Origin of the sequence: Methanoculleus sp. MH98A, assembly GCF_000691865.1 — an archaeon.
In the GTDB taxonomy this organism is placed as follows: Archaea; Halobacteriota; Methanomicrobia; order Methanomicrobiales; family Methanoculleaceae; genus Methanoculleus.
In genome coordinates, this window is record NZ_JMIO01000026.1 from 1 (window position 1) to 19321 (window position 19321).

The window sequence follows — 19321 nt, forward strand, 5'->3', positions numbered from 1 at the left end:
GATCGTTTCCGCATCGATGCCCCGCTCAACCAGGAGATCCCGTACAAATCCGTGGTCGATCTCGAGGAGAAGAAAAATCAGGTAATCATCACCGCCGGGGTAAACGGAGAGGGCGTCTACCGTATCGCATCGATCGAAAAGGTTCTCCTGGTCTTAAAGAAGTTCATCATCACCCAGGCGAGTGCCTACCGGCTGAACGCTTTCTTCATGTCGCCCGCAATCCGCGGCGGGGTGCTCGTCCAGAACGCGCAATGGGAGAAGGGCGCGATCGCCGTCATGAAGACCGGCATCTGGTTCGTCAGCCAGGAGAAGCAGGTCTGCATCCCTCTCGACGAGGTGACCGGCATCGAACTTACGTCCCGGGAGATCCAGGAGAAGAATCTCGACGTCGTGAAGATCGACCACCTCATCGAGAACGAACTCGTGACGAGTTTTGTTCTCTGCCCGCTGACGACGCTCCAGGTTCTCTACAACTTCCTCAAAGAGGCGACGCACGATACCGAGGTCAGCGAGGAGATCGATCCCCTGACCGGGCAGGTGGCCATGCTGGTCTACAGCGGGATGGACTCGAGCACCATCGAGAACATGCTCAAACTCTCGCACAAAGACCTGGACGCCATCTACGAGAAACTCCTCGGCTCGGGGCTCGCCGAAGTACTCTACGTCAGAAAGGAAGTACAACTAACCCCAAAAGGTGTCAGATACATCTCAGAGTCTGTAAAATCTCCATTGGATTAAAAACCTTATTTCTTCAAAATAAGAAGGTATATATAACTTTTTTATCAAATATTCAATGAGTGGTGTTCGATGGGGAAAATCCTAATCGTCGATGATACAATGTTTATGAGAACGCTGCTGAAGAACATCCTCTTCTCCGGCGGGCACGACATCGTCGGTGAGGCAGCGGACGGGGCGGAAGCCCTTGCAAAATATCAGGAACTCAAGCCCGACCTCGTTACTATGGACGTAGTCATGCCTAAGATGAACGGGATCGAGGCGCTCAAGGCCATCAAAGCAGCCGACCCGGCAGCAAAGGTCGTTATGTGTACAGCGGTCGGCCAGGAGCAGATGGTCAAACTCGCCGTCAAAAGCGGTGCGAGAGGCTACATCGTCAAACCGTTCCAGGCTCCGAAAGTTCTCGAAGAAGTCAAAAACGTTCTCAGTGCGTAACCATGATACGGGTTCTGATCGTCGACGACTCGCTCTTCATCCGCACGATACTCCGGGATCTGCTTAAAGACAGCCCGGAGATCGAAGTGGTCGGAACGGCGGTCAACGGCATCGATGCCCTCGAAAAGATATCCGATCTAAAACCCGACGTCGTCACGCTCGACATCGAGATGCCCCGGATGGGCGGTCTTGAGGTTCTTGAAGCCCTGCAAAAGGCGAGCGCGAAACCGAAGGTGATCGTCCTGAGCACCCTGACGTCACGCCAGGCCGATATGACCCACCGGGCGTTGCGGCTCGGAGCGGACGATTTCATGCTCAAACCAAGGGATGTTCCGAACGTCAGGGGCATCGAAAAAGAACTCATCCAGAAGATCAGAAATCTTGTCGTTCTCCCGACGATTGTAAAACCTGCTGCAATCAGCCGGGATGAGGCGGATGCAGTCGTTGTGATTGGCTCTTCTGCCGGGGGACCGCCGATGCTCGATACACTCCTCTCCGCGCTCCCGCCGGACCTGCCTGCCGCGGTCGTCGTCACCCAGCACATGCCAGAGGGGTTCACCGCATCGCTCGCCGAGCGCCTGAACAGGGTCTCTGCTCTCCCCGTGAAAGAGACAGGGAACGGAGACAGCCTGCAGACCGCAACGGTCCTGGTTTCAAAGGCCGGGTACCACACCGTCATCTCGGGAGTCGCATCGGGCAACGGGAAGAACCACGGGCGGATCATCCACTCGACCGCTCCCCGCCTGCACGCGGTTCGGCCTGCCGTCGACAAGACCTTTGCCTCTGCAGCACGCGTATTCGGCCCGCGCACCGTCTCCGTGCTCCTCTCGGGGATGGGGAACGACGGCGGCGAGGGAACGCTCGCGGTGAAGACCGCAGGCGGCACCACGATGGTATGCGCCGAAGAGGACTGTCTCGTATACGGGATGGCGCGCTCCGCTCTCGCCAGGAACTGCGTCGATGCGGTGGTTCCGTTCGAAAGTCTCGCGCGCGAGATCACGAGAGCAGTCGGTCAACTCGAGGTGAATCATGTTTGACGAAGAGGGATATCGGAAGCTGTTTGTTGAGGAATCGCGGGAGAACCACGAGAACATCGTGAACAATCTTCTTGCTCTTGAGAACGGGGATGACCAGCAGGCAGCCATCGACGAGATCTTCCGGTCCGCACATACGCTCAAGGGGATGTCCGCGTCGATGGGCTTTGATGCAATGGAGCACCTCTGTCACTCGATGGAAGACGTATTCTCGCTCATCCGCAGCGGACGGCTCGAGGTGACCGCGCCGCTCACCGACCTTCTGCTCACCTGCACCGACGCGATCGAGGGAATGCTGGATGCCATCGAAGCAGGAGAAACGCCGTCCGACGAGCAGTCCGCAAGCCTGGTTCAGGAGCTCCGGGCGTTTGCCGAAGAAGAGGAGGAAGGCGAGCAGGAACCATCTCCCGGCGTGGCGGCTTCCGCCGGGGCCCCTCCCGAACAGGCAGAAGAAGCCGACGGTCGCCCGCTGTATACGTTAACGGTTGCCGTCGACCCGTCCAGCACCATGAAGGACGTCCGGGCGATGCTGCTCCTGCAGAACCTGGAAGAGCTCGGGACGATCCACGCGACGACCCCCTCACGGGAACTCCTCGAGGACGGAAAGTTCGACGGGCCGTTCGAGGTCCTCATTGAGAGCGAGGCAGGGGAGGATGCGCTCAGGACAATCGCTTCCGGCACGGAGATCTCGCTCCTTGCCCTCTCCACACCGCAGTCGCTGCCGGCGGCGAGCGAGGAGGTTCGAGCGCCAGAACCGGCCCCCTCCGAACCGCAGATCCCGCCGCCGCAGGTGCAACGGGTGATGAAAGCCGAGAAAAGCCGGGAGATCAAGAATATCCGCGTCGACATCCAGCGGCTCGACCGCATGATGAATCTGGTGGAGGATCTGGTCATCAATCGCGGACGGCTCGAGCAGATCGCAAAGAAGCACGGTATCAAGGAGTTCGACGAGGCGCTCTCCATGGTCGGCCGTTCGGTCTCCGACCTCCAGAACCTCATGATGGGGATCCGGATGATGCCGCTCGAGCGCATCTTCAACCGCCTCCCCCGGGTCGTGCGGGACGTCGCAAACCACGACGGGAAAGAGGTCGAGTTCTCCATCGAGGGCGGCGAGACCGAACTCGATCGGAGCATGATGGACGGGCTCTCCGACCCGCTCCTGCACATCATCAGGAACGCCGTGAACCACGGCATCGAGACACCGGAGATCCGAAAAGCCAGCGGTAAACCCCCGAAAGGATCGCTGCGGCTGACGGCAAGGAGGGACAAGGACAACGTCGTCATCGATATCGAGGACGACGGTGCCGGCATCGATCCCGAGAGACTCCGGAAGAAGGGTGTTGAGAAAGGCCTCCTGACGGCTGAAGCGGCGGCAAACGCAACGAAAGACGAACTGGTCGGCCTGCTCTTCGAACCCGGGTTCAGCACGGCCGAAGCGATCACCGACATCAGCGGCAGGGGTGTCGGACTCGATGTGGTCAAGAAGACGATCGAATCGCTCAAAGGATCGATCAAGGTCGAGACGGAGGTCGGCAGGGGAACGAAGTTCGAGCTGGTGCTCCCCCCGACGATGGCGATCATCGATGTCATGATGGTGCACATCAACGGCATGCGGTGCGCCATTCCGGTCAGCAACGTCGTCGAGGTGGCGCAGACGAGACTTGAGGCAATCCACCGGATCGGCAACAGCGAGGCGATCCTCCTCCGTGACCAGACCCTTCCCATGCACCGCCTGGAGGATATGTTCGGCCGGACAGAGAGGAGTGACACGCTGGTCGTGCTGCAGAATGACGGCAGGAGATGCTGTATCGTCGTCGATTCCGTCGACGGCCAGCAGGAAGTGGTGGTGAAACCGCTCTCCAGGATTGCAGGCAACTGCCGCGGGATCAGCGGGATCACCATCCCCGGAGACGGCGATGTCGTGCCGGTACTCGATGTAAATACAATGATTTAGGAGAGATTTTTCATGGAACTGAATCCGTTTCAGAAGGACGCGCTGGCAGAGTTTGGGAATATCGGTGCAGCGCACGCGGCGACGACCCTGTCGCAGATGCTGATGAGTCCGATCGAGATGACGGTGCCGGAGGTGCTGGCCATCGATATCGCCGATCTGCACAAACACATCAGCAACGAGATCTCGGCCATGGTCGTCTTCCAGATTCAGGGGGAGGTCGCGGACGGTGGGTATGTCGTCGTCAGCATGCCCCGGGAGACTGTCATCCAGTTGACCAACCAGATGCTCGGCACCACCGATACCGATCGCGAGATCAACGAGATGGACCAGAGCGCCGCGATCGAGATCGGGAACATCATGATATCGGCGTTTCTCGATGCGACAGCCGAACTGCTGGGTATCGTCATGCTGCCGTCTCCCCCGGCGCTGGCCATCGATATGGCGCATGCCGCCTTCGAGTCCATCGTCGCGCAGGTGGCCAGCGACGTGAACGACGTCCTGATCTTCAACACCGAGCTCACGAGCGAGGCGCCGCCCGTCTACGGGAGCATCTACATGCTTCCGAACGCCGAACTTACGCAGCAGTTGTTCCTCATGCTGGAACGGATGATGGAACCGCTCTCATAACCAGCCTCCGGGGTACCATGGAGAACAATTTTTTTGGCGAAGAGACGGCGATAATCCTGGGTCTGGGCGAACTCCGGGTCGGGAAGTGCCCGATGGGGACGATTGGGCTCGGCTCCTGCATCGCACTCATCCTGCACGACCAGAGGAGGTCCCTTGCGGGGCTCGCCCACATCATGCTCCCCGAAAGCCGGGGGGAGACCGATCGTCCCGGGAAGTTCGCAGATACTGCCATGTGCGCACTCCTCGAGGAGATGACGAAACTCGGAAGCACGAAATCCTCGATCACCGCAATCGTGGTCGGCGGTGCAAGCATGTTCGAGTTTTCGGCCAACTCCCTGAATATCGGCGAGCGAAACGCCGCTGTGGTGAAGGAACTGCTTCAGGAACAGGGCATCAGGATCGAACACGAGGAGACCGGCGGAAAGATCGGGCGATCCGTATACTACTGGCCGGAGGGGAAGGGACGCCTCATCATCAAGAGGGCGGACGGAACATGCATCGCGCTCTGATCCTCATTTTAGCCGCGGCATTCCTCTTCAGCCCCCCTGCATCGGCCCTGTACGTCGAGGTGCCCGATTATCATTCGGGCATCGCGTCAGCCGGGGTGAAGGACGCAATCAACGGCCGGTATGGAGACGTCATCTTTGCAACCGACAGCGGTATCTCCGTGCACGCGGAGAACGGCACCTGGTATTCGGTCAACGCAAGGCATCCAAAAGAGACGGCGTATGGCCTGCTCGCACCCCTCGAGAACATGGTCACCGCGGTCGCGCTCGACGCAAAGGGGCACCTCTGGATCGGGTACCCGAACGGGCTGCAGATCGGAGATGGGGAGGGATACCGTGCCATCCAGGATCTGGATTTCCTCAAGAACCTCAACATCAACTGCATCGAACGGTGGGGGGACGAGATGTGGATCGCCACCGGGCGGGCGGGCCTCCACCGCTGCCATGGCGACGACTGGACGTGGTACAAGCCGGCCGGGCCCGAAGGGCTCAGGTGCCATACCGTCGTGAGCATGGCGGTCGATGCCGCGAGCGATGCGCTCGTCATCGGATCGGAGAACGAAGGTATCCGGGTGCTCAAGAACCGGACGGGCGACGTCCGCTTCGAACAGGTCACCTACGGTAGCGACACGCTTCGCGGGGTTTCAGAAGTGCGGGTCGATCCGTTCGGAGGGGTGTACCTCTTCAACCGCACGACGGTTCTCCATTACGCCCCCGATGCGGAGGTTACGCAGGTCCTCGGCACCGAAGACCTGAGCGCGTTCCCGGTCACGATCAACGACGTCGCAACGACACCCGAAGGGATGCTCTACATCGCATCCGATGGCGGGATATACGGGTGGAATTCGTCGGGCGTCGCCCAGCACATCACGTCGGGGGACGGTATCCGCGCAAACATCGTCAAGAAACTCTTTGTCGACGCCGACGGCCGGTGCTGGTTCGTCGTTCCCGGAAACGTGGGCTACATCCCGCCGATGACGGAGCACGCCACCCTCGATCTCTCGGCTGTTCCTGTGCCGACACCGGTGATGAACGAGACGCCCCTCCCTCAGACCCCGACACAGGTGGAGACACCCGGAGAGGCTGCCGGGCTGTTTGAGGGGGTTTTGGCTTTTTTTGAAGGGTTGATCGGCGCGGGGAGCCGTGGGTGAGGGGGAAGCTGCCGGGTTGAGACAAGTGAAGGAGACCAGTCAGTCGCACATCCCGGGCACGGATTTCCAGTGAATATCGCACCTTCGGTGCTCCAGCTCCGTTCCTGCCGGAACGTCGCTTATCGCCACGCAGGGGGGTGGGGACAATGGGGAGTGCGAACGGAGTGAGCATGAGAAACTCGAAGAGTTTCGAGGGGGAATATTCCCCCTCCCCGTCAGCCCCTCCCCCAAATGGCGATAGTCACTGGGAAGCCGTGCACGGGATGTAGACTGCGCGTAGGACAGGAGCTTGAGCACCGTCAGGTGCGGGGGCGGGAGCACGAGAGGCCGTGAGGCTTAGAGGCGCGAACACAGTGAGCGTGAGCACCGCCAGGTGCGAAGTGCGCAGTCCCCTCGAAATCCGTGCCAGGTGCAATTAAAAGAGACAACCGAATGCAAATGCAGAAGCATGAGCAACATCGCAGACCCGGAACCGTTTCCCGGGACACCTTCGGCATACGAGAAAAACCAGATCGTTCATATTCCCCGGCGGTGCATAGGGTAGTATGCCCCAAAAGAGCGAATTCGGCAGAGGGTTCGTCGTCAACCTGATGCTGCTTTCACGGCATTTCGGCCTGCCTCCCGAGCGAGCGTTCTACGGCGCCGCGGATCACCTCAACGACTTCATGGTGCCGGAACAGTTCCGGGGAACCGAGATCGAGGAACTCGTCGAGCGGCTCCGCAAACAGGTGATCTGGCACCAGCCGGGCACCCTGGACAGGGAAGATGCGGCCGACGTGAAGCGGCTCCTCAACCGGCTCGCGGTCGCGGTCGACAAAGAACTCGGCATACCCGATCCGGATACGGGAAAATACGACTGAGGGGAACGCGCATCCCGCCAGGGAACCGGGATCGGACGGGGGGACGCCGGGGCTTTCCGGGCGCGCCTGCGCAGGAGCCCCATCAAACCGTTGAGCAGCAGGACAACCTCAAAATAAAGAATTTTCCAGGGCCATATACTATAAGTGCTTATAAAACCAATATATACTGTGAATTTTGCTGCGATTCAGGACACCGCTTGTTCAGCGGAGGTCACAGATGACTGATACCTACGATGCTTCACACATCACGGTACTGGAAGGCCTGAGGCCTGTGCGGGAACGTCCCGCCATGTACATCGGCAGCACGGATAGCCGGGGGCTACACCACCTGGTCTACGAGGTCGTGGACAACTCGGTCGACGAGGCGCTCGCCGGGTTCTGCGACCGGATCCTCGTGACCGTTCACCGGGACGGCTCGGTCTCGGTTGACGACAACGGGCGCGGTATCCCGGTCGACCTCATGCCCCAATACGGCAAGAGCGCTCTTGAGATCGTCCTCACCGTGCTCCACGCAGGCGGAAAGTTCGATAAAAACACCTACCAGGTTTCCGGCGGGCTGCACGGTGTCGGCGTCTCGGTCGTCAACGCCCTCGCAAGCTGGCTCGATGCAACAGTCTTCAAGGACGGCAACGTCTACGAGATGCAGTTCCGGCAGGGTCTGGTCGCAAAGCCGCTCGCGAGCCGCCCGGAGACCGAGCACGAGATGGAGGCCCGGTACGAGGAGCGCTACGGCGCCCTGGACGGACAACGGCTCGACTACGAACGGCTCCAGGGAACCCGGATCACGTTCCACCCCGACCGGTCGATCTTCGAGACCGTCGAGTTCGATTACGACGTGCTGGATCACCGGCTCCGTGAACTCGCCTACTTAAACAGCGGCCTCACGATAGTCCTCCGGGACGAGCGCACCGGCGACTGCGTCACCTACTGCTTTGAGGACGGGATCCGGCAATTCGTCGCTCATCTCGGCGAGGGGAAGGAGAGCCTCCACGACGATATCATCTACTTCCAGAAACGCGATCCCGAGAGCCTGGTCGAGGTCGAGGTCGCCCTGCAGTATAACAACTCATACTCGGAGACGATCTACACCTACGTCAACAGCGTCAACACCCGGGAGGGCGGCACCCACCTCGAAGGGTTCCGGAGCGCCATCACCCGGGCGATCAACAGCGCAGCACGCAGGAACAACCTCCTCAAGAACAACGATGCGCAGGTCAAGGGTGAAGACGTCAGGGAGGGGCTCGCCTCCGTCATCAGCACCCGGGTGGCGAACCCCCAGTTCGAGGGGCAGACCAAGATGCGTCTTGGAAACAGCAACGTCCGGGGTATCGTGGACTCGCTCGTCTACTCGTCGCTCACCGAGTACTTCGAGGAGCATCCGAAAACCCTCCAGGCGATCGTGGACAAGGCGATGGCGGCCGCCCGGGCCAGGGAAGCCGCCCGGAACGCGCGCGAACTCGCCCGGCGAAAGAGCACGCTTGAGTCGACCGGCCTTCCCGGGAAACTCGCCGACTGCCAGGAGCGCGACCCGGCAAAGAGCGAACTCTACATCGTGGAGGGAGATTCGGCAGGCGGTTCCGCAAAACAGGGGCGGGACCGGAAGTTCCAGGCGATCCTTCCCCTGCGGGGGAAGATCCTGAACGTCGAGAAGGCGTCGGAGCACAAGATCCTGAAGAACGCCGAGATTCAGGCGCTGATATCCGCTATCGGCACCGGAGTCGGCGACAACTTCGATGCGGAACGGGCCCGGTACCACCGGATCATCCTGATGACGGATGCCGATGTCGACGGAGCGCACATCCGGACGCTCCTCCTCACGTTCTTCTACCGCTACATGGCGGGGCTCGTCGAGAACGGCTACATCTACATAGCCCAGCCGCCCCTCTACCGGATAGCGAAGGGCAGACAGGAGCAGTACGTCTACCGCGAAGAGGAGATGCGAAAAATCCTCGCCGAATGGGGCGAGAAAGGCGTCTCGATCCAGCGCTACAAGGGTCTTGGTGAGATGAACGCCGGGCAGCTCTGGAGCACCACGATGGATCCGGCGAACCGGATTCTCAAACGGGTGAAGATCGAGGACGCCGTCTATGCAAACGACATATTCGAGAAACTCATGGGAGAGAACGTGGACGCCCGGAGAGATTTCATCCGCAGGCACGCAAAGGAGGTGAGCAACCTTGACATCTGAAGGGGAAGGGGTCGTCCCGATCAACATCGAGGAGGAGATGAAATCATGCTACATCGACTACGCGATGAGCGTGATCATCGGCCGCGCCATCCCCGACGCGAGAGACGGTTTGAAACCGGTTCACCGCCGCACCCTCTTCGCGATGTGGGAGATGGGCAACACGAGCGACAAGCCCTACAAGAAGAGCGCCCGTGTTGTCGGAGACGTGATGGGTAAGTACCACCCGCACGGCGATTCGGCCATCTACGACACGATGGTGAAGATGGCCCAGCCCTTCTCCTACCGCTACACGCTGGTTGACGGCCAGGGGAACTTCGGTCGATCGACGGCGACTCCGCAGCCGCCATGCGTTACACGGAGGCCCGGCTCACGAAGATCTCGGAGGAACTGCTCGCCGATATCGACAAGAAGACAGTCGACTTCGTCCCGAACTTCGACGAGTCGCTCCAGGAGCCCAACGTCCTCCCCGCCCGGATCCCGAACCTCCTCGTCAACGGGTCGAGCGGGATTGCCGTCGGCATGGCGACGAACATGCCGCCCCACAACCTCAGAGAGGTCTGCGAGGCGACCTGCCGCGTCATCGACGATGCGGGCATCTCCACGGAGGAGCTGATGCAGGTCATGCCCGGACCGGACTTCCCGACCGGCGGGATCATGATGGGCACCGCGGGCATTCGCGACGCCTACCTGACCGGTCGCGGAAAGTGCGTTGTCAGGGGCGTCGCGGAGATCGAGGAAGAGGGCCGGACACAGCAGATCATCATCACCGAGATCCCCTACCAGGTGAACAAGGCGCGCCTGATCGAGCATATCGCGAACCTTGTTCGCGACAAGAAGATCGAGGGGATCGGCGACATCCGCGACGAGTCCGACCGCGACGGCATGCGGATCGTGATCGAACTCAAGAAGGGAGCCGCGCCCCAGGTGATACTGAACTTCCTCTACAAGCACACGGCGCTCGAGTCTTCCTTCGGCGTCATCAACCTCGCAATCGTCGAACGCCAGCCCCGAACCCTGAACCTCAAGGAGATCATCCACGAGTTCCTCAAGCACCGGGTGGACGTGGTCCGGCGGAGGACCGAGTTCGATCTCGCGAAGAACGAGGAGCGGATGCACATCCTCCGCGGCCTCCTCGTCGCGCTCGACAACATCGACGCGGTCATCGCGACCATCCGGGGTTCCGGGACGACCGAAGAGGCCCTGAACGCCCTGGTGGAGAAGTTCGCGCTCGATGAGGTGCAGGCTGACGCCATCTTGAAGATGCAACTCAGGAGGCTTGCGGCGCTCGAGCAGCAGAAGATCCTCGACGAGCGCGACGCCATCGCGGCGGAGATCGAGCGGTTATCCGCGATCCTCGCAAGCGAGGCGAGCATTCTCGCCGAGATCAGGAAGGAACTCGTCGACGTCGGTGCGCGCTACGGCGATGAACGGAGGACCCGGATCGCGCAGGCAGTCGAGGCGCTCGACAAGGAGGACCTCATCGAGGACAAACCGGTGCTGGTCTCGCTCACCTCTTCGAATTACGTGAAAAGGATCGACCTCGACACCTACCGGAACCAGCGGCGCGGAGGGCGCGGCGTCATCGGTATGGCGACCAAAGACAACGACGGCGTCGAGAAGGTCTTCGTCGCGAACATGCACGACAACCTCCTCTGCTTCACCGACAGGGGGAGGATGTACTGGCTGAAGGTCTACGACCTCCCCGAAGGCCAGCGGGCGAGCAAGGGCAAAGCCCTCGTCAATCTCCTGAACCTCGACGGCGAAGAGCGGGTGACCACGGTGATCCCGGTCCGGGAGTACCGGCCCGACCACTACCTCTTCTTTGCGACGAGGAGTGGGACGGTCGCGAAGATGGCGCTCGACGAGTTCTCGCGCCCCCGGCAGACCGGGATCAATGCCATCAACCTCCGCGACGGCGATGCACTGGTGGACGTGAAGGCGACCGACGGCAACCAGGAACTGATCCTGACGACGAAGTTCGGACAGAGCCTCCGGTTCCACGAGGACGCCGTCCGCCCGGTTCACCGCAACGCCATGGGCGTGCGGGGGATCAAGCTCCGTCACGGCGATGCCCTGCAGGCGGTATCGGTGGTCGAGGAGGATCATCTCCTCACCATCACGGAACGGGGCTTCGGGAAGAGGACGGAGTTCGACGAGTTCCGCGGTCACGGCAGGGGCACGCTCGGCGTCCGAAACATCGTCGTCGACGCCCGGGCAGGCAACGTCATCGGGTCGATGGCGGTCTCCGACGACGACGAGATCATCGTGATGAGCGCGTCCGGCATCGTGATCCGGACGAAGGTTTCCGAGATCTCGATCCAGAAGCGCGGCACCCGCGGCGTCCGGGTCATGAAACTCGACGACGGCGATAGAGTCATCGGGTTCACGATCCTGGATACCGAGGAGAACGGGGAAGAGGCGTAACGCGTCTTTCCGGCCTGAAAATACCAAAGAACGTTCTTTTTTTCTATCTGGCGAAGGCCGGTAAACGGCGGCTGCAGTGGGTTGAAGGGCACGGTCTCGGACCGTTTCCCGGCCAAAAACAGGTAAACATTCGGTCCTGTTGCAACCCTGTTCCGATCTTCATCCTTTCCCTGGTGAGGCTGGTGCCGGGCCCGGCTGTCCCCAGGATCAACCTTTTTCCTCGAACATGTCCCCATGCAGTGGACCGTGGGAGAATCGCCATTGGGGGAGGGGCTGACGGGGAGGGGGTGTCCCCCTCCCCTGTCTCTCCGCGTTGTAATGGATCTCTGTAACACCACCGCGCTCCGCGCTCCTCCCGCCCCCAGGGGGGCGGGCAGTGTGTGGCGATAGGCGATGCCCCTACAGGACATCGCTGGAGAAGACCGAAGGTCTTGGACTTGCGATGGACGGAATGCGACCGGCCGCTAGGGCGGGAGCATGAGCACCGAAGATGCGAACATCCGGAGCACAAGCACCGCAGGTGCGCAGTAGGATGCTCCTCAGGGAGCGTCCTTCGAGCATTGTCAGATGCGCAGCCCGGTGGAAAGCCGTGCCCCTGAGTACCCCTGATTGCGGCCATCTAGAGCAAACGGGGGGTTCAACAAGGCCCTTATTTCCGCCCGGGTTAAGGCCAATAGACGGAAACTGCAGCGGGTGAAGGGCACGGGCTCAGGCCATCCTCCTGAAGTTGTCACGAAACGCTATTACCAGGAGGAGGACACCCCTTCCCGGGCCCTCCCCCGAGTGACGATGTCCAATAGAAAGCCGTTTCACCCTCCTTGCTCTGAATGTGGCTCAGATGGTAGATACCCGGGAAGTAAGGGCTCCGATCAGGATGTATCGAAGGTTCGGAGATTTTTTGGGACGAACTCCCCGGCCAAAAAAGTTAGAATTCCGTTTTCCTGAAGTACCTGAGCGCCTCCGGCCGGTGCTGTTCAAGCTCCGCGAAGAAGTGCTCTGCAAGTTGCGGGTCGGAGTCGTTGATCGCCTGCTGCAGAGTGCGCATCAGCCAGCCATGGATCTCCTGGCCGCGGTCAAGCGTATTCATCACGACGACGACCGCCTCGTCCACATCTCGTCTGTCGTTCCATCAATACACCGTACCACCATCTTTTCCGCGGGTTTTATCCGGCCGGAGGACAACAGGACGTTCGGATGAGGTGTCTGTGATGTTTCGTACGACGATAAAAGTAGATACGCACGGCGAGGGGGAGATCGTCGACCTCACGCCCCGGGTGGTGCAGGCGGTCGCCGAGAGCGGTGTTCGGGAAGGCCTCGCAAACGTCTTCGTCGCGGGCTCGACCGCCGCCGTCACCACCATCGAGTACGAGCCCGGCGTGCTCTCAGATCTCTCCCGGGCGCTCTCGGTCATCGCCCCGGCCGATATCCCCTACGCCCACGATGCGGCGTGGGGCGACGGCAACGGCCGTTCGCACGTCAGGGCGGCGATCGTCGGCCCGTCGCTCTCGGTCCCGGTCATCGCCGGTGCGCTCGCGTGCGGCACCTGGCAGCAGATCGTCCTCTTAGAACTCGACGTGCGGTCGAGGCGCGAGCGCACGGTCTACGTCACCATCACGGGCTGAGACATTCGGCCCGATTGCCGCACGACGGGCAAAAGGGGTACGATGTTGCCGGCAACCCGGATTGTATCGCCCTGCTCCCGGTGTTAACCGGAATCGTTCGGGAAGAATGAGTGCTTTAATCGAGAGGTACCGTTTCGAGTTGAGATACCAGTTCCCAGATGCGGGTCCGTGCGTGGACCGGCATGTTCGGGTCGTTGCTGATCTCGTCGATCATGGAGATTGCGGTTGCGGCGCGAAGACCAATGCTCCTGGAGTCGTCCTGGAGAACCGATTTGGTCGAGTCTGCGACGCGCCGGATATTTCTTGGAATGGTAGAATCCTCACTGATATTCTGTAGCATCTGGATGCAGATCCGTATTGTTTCGTCTGGACTTGCCATTAGAATTACCCCTCTATTATTAATGGCATCCAGACATATATAAGTTCATTAAGGGAGTTCAACGAAATGACGGCTGATCAGGCTGACGAAGTCATGGCCGAGTATCTCCTCAAGGGAGGAAAGATGCTCGCTAAATCCTGTAAAGTCTGCGGTTACCCCCTCTTTGAGTATAAGGGGGAGACACAGTGCGTCGTCTGCCCGCTTGCTGCTTCAGAAGAACCTCTTCACGAACCGGAGCCGCCGGCACCGGCCCCGGAATCAGGGCGGTCACCGGCACCGGCCGCACGGGAGGAGCCGCAGGGCGAGGCTGCCGTGGAGATCGAGCGGACGATCGTCCACCTCTGCGAACGGATCAGGGGAGAACAGAGGCCCGACGAGTGCCTGACCCTGATGAAGGCGGTCGAGCGCGGCGCCAGAGCCCTCGCGAGACTGGGTCACCGGTAAGGTCTGCGGGCAAGATCCCATATCGCACGGGCGGTCTTTTCCCCGATCCCGTGCACCGCCGCCAGTTCCTCCGGTTCGGCATCGACGATCGCCTTGAGCGAGCCGAAGTGTTCGAGGAGGAGCCGGGCGCTTTTTAAACCGACGTTCGGAAACGCAGCGAGCGCGTACTCCTGCTCTTCACGAACCGAGCGGTAAGACTTCTTCGGGTGCACCTTCCGCTCCCCCCGCTCGCTCCCCTCCCGCTGTGCAAGGACGTAGAGCGTCTCGGCGGTGTCGTCCGCGTCCCGCGTGCGTATCAGCGCGACGCCCATATCGACCGTGATGGCCGCAAGCGTGCCCCGGATTGCGTTCGGGTGGATGTTTCGCACCGCATAGAGGTCGTCCTCTCCCTCGATGATCAGGACGGGACGCGGCACCGCATCGGCCATCGCCTTGATCTGTCCGAAGAGATCGCGCTCGACGAGGGTGTTCATGAAGTCCTGCACGGTCTTCCTCTCCACGAGGATGCGGTCGCCGACGGCGTAGTCGCCGACCTCGAGGCGCTCCAGCGCGATCGATGCCCCGAGTTCGTACAGGCGCCCGACGACCCTCGACGACGTCTCACGGTCGTCGACGGTGATTGCCGGCCCCGCCGGAGCAAACGAGAGGATGTCCGCCTGCCTGGTGGCGGACGGAACGGCCGGGGCGGGGATCGGGGCGGGAGCGGGTGCAGCGCTCATTCCTTTGATCCCCGTCACCATCGCCCGCTCCCGGCTCTGGCTCACGTACCGGAACGTCTCATCGGACGTGCCTTTCGTCACCAGCACGACGATCGTGCCGGTGCCGCTTCTCCCGGTCCGTCCTTTCCGCTGGATGCTCCGGATCTCCGAGGGGACGGCCTCGTAAAAGATCACCATATCCGTCGAGGGGACGTCGAGCCCCTCCTCGCCCACGGAGGTCGCGACCAGGCACCTGAACTCGCCCTCCCGGAACCGGGAGAGGCTCGCGATCTGCTCCTTCTGCGAGAGTCCCCGCTCCGCGTCCCGCGACGCCTGGCCGACGAACCGCTCGCAGGCGATGCCGGCAGCGGTGAGCGTATCCACGAGCGTCTGGACGGTGTCGCGGTAGGTGGCGAAGACGATGATCCGGCTCTCGGGGTGCGCCGCGAGCTGCGCCCGCACCAGTTCGCGGACGATTGAAGCCTTGGGGTGCAGTTCCTCCTTCCAGCCGGCGGCGGCCTCGACGAGGCTTATGTAGGCGGGGTCGGCGACGAGACGCTTGCTCGCCTTGCTCCCTGCGCTCGAGGCTCCTTCCGCGCCGAGCCGGGCGAGGTAGAGTTTGAGCGCCTCGCTCCCTTGCGTCTCGGCAAGCGATATGGCGTGCCGGAGCTTCATGCACTCGGCGTGCAGGGATGCCGCGATGAACGCCGATGGGTCGCGCGTCCGTATACGCTGCTGGATCTGGGCATTTAAGGCATTAAGCGCCTTCATCGAGAGTTTGTCGGGCTTCGGGACGCGGAAGTTGAGTTTCGCGAGCCGGCCAAGACGCGACTCCACGAGCCCCCGGAGGACGACGATCGCCGCCTGCAGTTCTTCGGGCAGGTAGACGTCGACGTACTGGATATCACGCTCGTGGATGTAGGGCCGGACATCTGCATCGGTATCCACCCTCGTCTCGACCGCCTCGATGTGCAGGTTGTCGCAGACCTCCTGCACCTTCATCTGGTCGCCCCCGGGCGAGGCGGTCATCGCAAGCAGCAGGGGGTCTTTTGCCGCGGTGCAGTAGTGCCCGGCAAGGAAGACGTAGGCGTAGTTCCCCACCGCCCGGTGGCACTCGTCCACGACCAGCAGCACGACGTCGGCGAGGCTGTACCTCCCCGCAAGGCAGTCGTTCTTGATCACCTGCGGGGTGGCGAAACAGATCCGGCACGCCTCCCAGGCCCGCGCCCGCTCCTCCGGGGAGTTGTCGCCGGTGAACATGGCAAAATCGGACTCATCCGGCCCGGAGCCGTCCCGGATGAGCAGGAACTGTTTGAAGAAACGGAGATGCTGCTCGACCAGGGGCTTTGTGGGCGCAAGCACGAGCACTCTCCCCCGGTGAGAATAGAGGCGGGACGCCGCGACGATGAGCGCGACGGCCGTCTTCCCGAGTCCCGTCGGGAGGACGACCATCGTGTTCGCATCAAGCGCCCGGAGCGCGATGGAGAGTTGATACTGCCGTTCCTCGATGCTTTCCGGCCGGATCAGCGGATGGGAGACGTAGTTCATGCCCTGATTTCACGCAGCGTGGTGGTGCCGGAGATGAGTGCGGAGAGGATCTCCGGCAGCCGCTCGATCGGTATGCGGACCTGCTCCATGCTGTCGCGGTCCCTCACAGTCACGGTGTTGTCCTCGAGCGTATCGTAGTCGACGGTGACGGCGAAGGGCGTCCCGATCTCGTCCTGTCTCCGGTAACGCCTGCCGATGGCGCCGGAGTCGTCGTACTGGGCGAGGATGCGGCACTGCGTGAGCCTCTCCGTGATCGTCTGTGCGACGGTATCGAGGCCGTCCCGGCTCATCAGCGGGAAGACGGCGACCTGGATCGGCGCGACCGCCGGCGGGAGCCGGAGCACTTTCCGGATCTCGCCCTCGACCTCTTCCTCGGCGTAGCTGTGCTCCAGCGCAACGTAGATCATCCTATCGATGCCGTAGGACGGCTCGATGACGTGGGGCATCACCTCTTCGCCGCGGACTTCCGCCTCCTCTTCCCGGACCTGGTAGAGGTCGGCGGGGATGAAGAACTCCTCGCCGTCGACGGTGACCCGCGCGCCGTCCTCTCCCGGATCGGATGCGGCGAGAGCGTCCGCGATTGCCTTCGCCTTGCCGCGGTACCGCGGGCCGAGCACGCCCATGTCGGCCACGATCCGCCGCTTTACAACCCTTTTGGGCTCGTCGTAGGGTATGAAGACCGTCATCGAGGTGCCGGAATGCCCGGCATGCGAGCGCAGGTCGTAGTTGGTGCGGTCGGCGATGCCGACGATCTCCACCCACCCGAACCGGCCGGAGTAGACCTCGGCGTCCCAGCAGTCGGCCGCGTAGTGCGCCCGCTCGTCGGTAAGGTGCTGACGGAACCGGAGTTTTGCCGGATCGACACCGATGGCGGTCAGGATCCGGTGCGTGAGCGCGATGTAGTAGGCGACGTACTCGTTCGCGATAACCCCCTCGTCCACGGCGGCACGCATCGTGATTGCGGCCGGCTCCCGGCCGTCGAGCTGCCGCGCGATGGTGAGGAGAGGAGCCGTGTAGTCCGCGTAGCGGTGGAAGGCAGGGTGATCCTTACACTCCGGATGGACGAAGATCTCGGCCTCCGCCTGGGAGAACTCCCGCAGCCGGATCATGCCCTGGCGGGGGGAGATCTCGTTTCTGTAGGATTTCCCGATCTGGACGGCACCGAAGGGGAGTTTGTCGCGGTAAAATCGCAGGAGCCGGGAGAAGTCGGTGAAGATACCCTGGGCGGTCTCGGGGCGCAGGTAGCCCTTCCGTTGCGAGCCGGGGCCGATTGTCGTCTGAAACATAAGGTTGAACGCAAAGACGCCTGCTTCGCCCAGGGGTTCCTTGCATGACGGGCAGGGGAGTTCATAGAGCGCCGCCTGGAGCGCCTCCGCCGAGAGCGTGCCCGCGTTCTCGATGCCGTTCTCCTCCGCGATGTGATCGGCGCGGAGGTACTCGCCGCAGTGCGGGCACTGCACCATCTTGTCGGCGAACTCTTTCACATGGCCGGATGCGACGAAGATCGCTTCGTTTCCGACGGTGGGGCATTCGATCTCGTAGTAGCCTTCCTGGAAGACGTAGAACGACCGCCAGAGATTCTCGACGTTTCGCTTCAGCATCGCTCCGAGCGGGCCGTAATCGATGAACCCGGCAATCGACCCGTATATCTCGGATGAGGGCCAGACGAAACCTCGTCTTCTGGCTACTTCCATGACTTTTTCGTAAATATCGCTCGTCTCGGCCATAGTCTTGCAGTACAGTTGAGCGGCGGTGCTAATAAAGAATAGTCCTCGCCTCGCGCGGGATCACGATCCTTCGAGAAATGAGCAGTGTGACAAAGTTTTTTTTCACGGCGAGGAATATCCCGGAAGATATGGTTACATCCGCAGAAACGATCCTTCTGTTTTGAGAGTTTATATGGTAAACTTTAAATGTTAGCGGTTGTAATGTAGGGAACGTTACGCCCCGGTCGGGGGAGAATCTTTATATACAGGGTCGCCATGGGTGACCCTCAGAACCAGACGGTGGAATACAGAACTGAGAGAGACGGACATGGCAGAAGATACCCGCAAGCAGCAGCTCCTCGAGCTGTTCACGACCATCACGAACAAGAAGACGATCGTCGAACCGATGAGAAAGGTTCACGGTACGCTCCGGGATCGCGACGCTGTGGAGCGCGAGATTGCCCTGATCATGCGGGAGATCCTCGATCGGGGGTATTTCAAGACCAAACTCGCCCCGCGGCAGCTCGCGAAGCTCGTGGTTGCGTACTACGACGGCAAGAACGACACCGAAATCGCGAGGGCGCTCGGCGATGAGAAGCTGAGCAAGACCGTGGCACGTGCCCGGGTCCGCCTCAAACTCTTCAGGGAGCTCGATTTCAAGATGCCGTTCGATCAGGCGGATATGGCGGAACTTCTTGATTCGGGGAAGACCATGAAGGAGATCAGCGAGGAACTCGATATAAGTCCCTCGACGCTTCGTGAGTACCGTCACGTGATCGACCAGCAGAGAGACACCACCCTCGACCCGTTCCTGGAACGGATCAGGGACGTCATGGAGGACCGCGACCTCTCCGAGATGATGACGCGCGGTGTCGTGAACGACGGCCTTAGCGAAGCAATCGACATCACCGAAGCGATCGACATGGGGGAGTTCTGAACCCCCGTCCATTCTCATAATCCACTGAACACTTTTTTAGTATTACGAATCGATCTCTTCTCCATGAGGTTGA

The 19321-nt window shown here is 61.3% G+C and carries 16 protein-coding genes and 1 pseudogene; 13 read left to right on the forward strand and 4 right to left on the reverse strand.

Going from position 1 to position 19321, the window contains the following annotated elements:
- The 10 genes and pseudogenes from EI28_RS04800 to gyrA form a co-directional block, all read left to right on the forward strand.
- Positions 1-738 (forward strand): CheF family chemotaxis protein (locus EI28_RS04800; RefSeq protein ID WP_048113117.1); only part of this gene is annotated, 738 nt, incomplete at its 5' end.
- A gap of 69 nt (positions 739-807) precedes the next feature.
- A complete protein-coding gene (locus EI28_RS04805; RefSeq protein ID WP_048113119.1) occupies positions 808-1170 on the forward strand; it encodes a response regulator in 363 nt (120 codons plus the stop codon).
- Between the two features lie 2 nt (positions 1171-1172).
- Entirely contained in the window at positions 1173-2207 is a 1035-nt protein-coding gene (cheB, locus tag EI28_RS04810; RefSeq protein WP_048113121.1) for a chemotaxis-specific protein-glutamate methyltransferase CheB, read from the forward strand.
- Complete coding sequence (locus EI28_RS04815; RefSeq protein ID WP_048113123.1) at positions 2200-4158, forward strand: chemotaxis protein CheA; 1959 nt, start codon at positions 2200-2202, stop codon at positions 4156-4158. Before cheB ends, EI28_RS04815 begins: the two co-directional genes overlap by 8 nt.
- 12 nt (positions 4159-4170) lie before the next feature.
- Complete coding sequence (locus EI28_RS04820; protein ID WP_048113125.1) at positions 4171-4785, forward strand: chemotaxis protein CheC; 615 nt, start codon at positions 4171-4173, stop codon at positions 4783-4785.
- Between the two features lie 17 nt (positions 4786-4802).
- Entirely contained in the window at positions 4803-5294 is a 492-nt protein-coding gene (locus tag EI28_RS04825) for a chemotaxis protein CheD (RefSeq protein WP_048113127.1), read from the forward strand.
- Positions 5279-6442, forward strand: a complete 1164-nt coding sequence (locus tag EI28_RS04830; protein WP_231476593.1) for a hypothetical protein — start codon at positions 5279-5281, stop codon at positions 6440-6442. Before EI28_RS04825 ends, EI28_RS04830 begins: the two co-directional genes overlap by 16 nt.
- Positions 6443-6987: 545 nt before the next feature.
- On the forward strand, positions 6988-7302 hold the full coding sequence (locus tag EI28_RS04835) for a hypothetical protein (protein ID WP_048113130.1): 315 nt from the start codon (positions 6988-6990) through the stop codon (positions 7300-7302).
- Positions 7303-7519: 217 nt separating this feature from the next.
- Positions 7520-9490, forward strand: coding sequence for a DNA topoisomerase (ATP-hydrolyzing) subunit B (gyrB, locus tag EI28_RS04840; RefSeq protein ID WP_048113132.1), 1971 nt, complete (start codon positions 7520-7522; stop codon positions 9488-9490).
- A gap of 37 nt (positions 9491-9527) precedes the next feature.
- A pseudogene (gyrA, locus tag EI28_RS04845) lies at positions 9528-11914 on the forward strand (DNA gyrase subunit A).
- Between the two features lie 925 nt (positions 11915-12839).
- Here gyrA and EI28_RS04850 read toward each other — a convergent pair.
- A complete protein-coding gene (locus EI28_RS04850) occupies positions 12840-13025 on the reverse strand; it encodes a hypothetical protein (protein ID WP_048113134.1) in 186 nt (61 codons plus the stop codon).
- A gap of 97 nt (positions 13026-13122) precedes the next feature.
- Between EI28_RS04850 and EI28_RS04855 the strand changes: the two genes are divergently transcribed.
- Positions 13123-13536 carry a secondary thiamine-phosphate synthase enzyme YjbQ gene (locus EI28_RS04855; RefSeq protein ID WP_048113136.1) on the forward strand — a complete coding sequence of 138 codons (414 nt, stop codon included), beginning with the start codon at positions 13123-13125 and terminating at the stop codon, positions 13534-13536.
- Between the two features lie 115 nt (positions 13537-13651).
- Here the strand turns inward: EI28_RS04855 and EI28_RS04860 are convergent, their stop codons facing one another.
- The gene (locus tag EI28_RS04860; RefSeq protein WP_011844256.1) at positions 13652-13915 is read right to left on the reverse strand and encodes a UPF0147 family protein; all 264 of its coding nucleotides are present in this window, start codon (positions 13913-13915) and stop codon (positions 13652-13654) included.
- A 66-nt stretch (positions 13916-13981) separates the two neighbouring features.
- On the opposite strand from EI28_RS04860, the gene EI28_RS04865 reads away from it, so the two are divergent.
- The gene (locus tag EI28_RS04865; RefSeq protein ID WP_048113138.1) at positions 13982-14359 is read left to right on the forward strand and encodes an Sjogren's syndrome/scleroderma autoantigen 1 family protein; all 378 of its coding nucleotides are present in this window, start codon (positions 13982-13984) and stop codon (positions 14357-14359) included.
- Here EI28_RS04865 and EI28_RS04870 read toward each other — a convergent pair.
- Both EI28_RS04870 and glyS read right to left on the reverse strand, forming a co-directional pair.
- Positions 14350-16605 carry a DEAD/DEAH box helicase gene (locus EI28_RS04870; RefSeq protein WP_048113140.1) on the reverse strand — a complete coding sequence of 752 codons (2256 nt, stop codon included), beginning with the start codon at positions 16603-16605 and terminating at the stop codon, positions 14350-14352. The genes EI28_RS04865 and EI28_RS04870 overlap by 10 nt on opposite strands.
- Positions 16602-18332, reverse strand: coding sequence for a glycine--tRNA ligase (gene glyS, locus EI28_RS04875; RefSeq protein WP_048113142.1), 1731 nt, complete (start codon positions 18330-18332; stop codon positions 16602-16604). Before glyS ends, EI28_RS04870 begins: the two co-directional genes overlap by 4 nt.
- Positions 18333-18639: 307 nt before the next feature.
- Between glyS and EI28_RS04880 the strand changes: the two genes are divergently transcribed.
- The gene (locus EI28_RS04880) at positions 18640-19248 is read left to right on the forward strand and encodes a response regulator receiver protein (protein ID WP_048113144.1); all 609 of its coding nucleotides are present in this window, start codon (positions 18640-18642) and stop codon (positions 19246-19248) included.
- Positions 19249-19321 lie beyond the last annotated feature (73 nt).

Coding starts and splice junctions, on each gene's coding strand:
- EI28_RS04805 (WP_048113119.1), top strand. CDS start 808: ATGGGGAAAATCCTAATCGTCGATGATACAATGTTTATGAGAACGCTG.
- cheB (WP_048113121.1), top strand. CDS start 1,173: ATGATACGGGTTCTGATCGTCGACGACTCGCTCTTCATCCGCACGATA.
- EI28_RS04815 (WP_048113123.1), top strand. CDS start 2,200: ATGTTTGACGAAGAGGGATATCGGAAGCTGTTTGTTGAGGAATCGCGG.
- EI28_RS04820 (WP_048113125.1), top strand. CDS start 4,171: ATGGAACTGAATCCGTTTCAGAAGGACGCGCTGGCAGAGTTTGGGAAT.
- EI28_RS04825 (WP_048113127.1), top strand. CDS start 4,803: ATGGAGAACAATTTTTTTGGCGAAGAGACGGCGATAATCCTGGGTCTG.
- EI28_RS04830 (WP_231476593.1), top strand. CDS start 5,279: ATGCATCGCGCTCTGATCCTCATTTTAGCCGCGGCATTCCTCTTCAGC.
- EI28_RS04835 (WP_048113130.1), top strand. CDS start 6,988: ATGCCCCAAAAGAGCGAATTCGGCAGAGGGTTCGTCGTCAACCTGATG.
- gyrB (WP_048113132.1), top strand. CDS start 7,520: ATGACTGATACCTACGATGCTTCACACATCACGGTACTGGAAGGCCTG.
- EI28_RS04855 (WP_048113136.1), top strand. CDS start 13,123: ATGTTTCGTACGACGATAAAAGTAGATACGCACGGCGAGGGGGAGATC.
- EI28_RS04860 (WP_011844256.1), bottom strand. CDS start 13,915: ATGGCAAGTCCAGACGAAACAATACGGATCTGCATCCAGATGCTACAG.
- EI28_RS04865 (WP_048113138.1), top strand. CDS start 13,982: ATGACGGCTGATCAGGCTGACGAAGTCATGGCCGAGTATCTCCTCAAG.
- EI28_RS04870 (WP_048113140.1), bottom strand. CDS start 16,605: ATGAACTACGTCTCCCATCCGCTGATCCGGCCGGAAAGCATCGAGGAA.
- glyS (WP_048113142.1), bottom strand. CDS start 18,332: ATGGCCGAGACGAGCGATATTTACGAAAAAGTCATGGAAGTAGCCAGA.
- EI28_RS04880 (WP_048113144.1), top strand. CDS start 18,640: ATGGCAGAAGATACCCGCAAGCAGCAGCTCCTCGAGCTGTTCACGACC.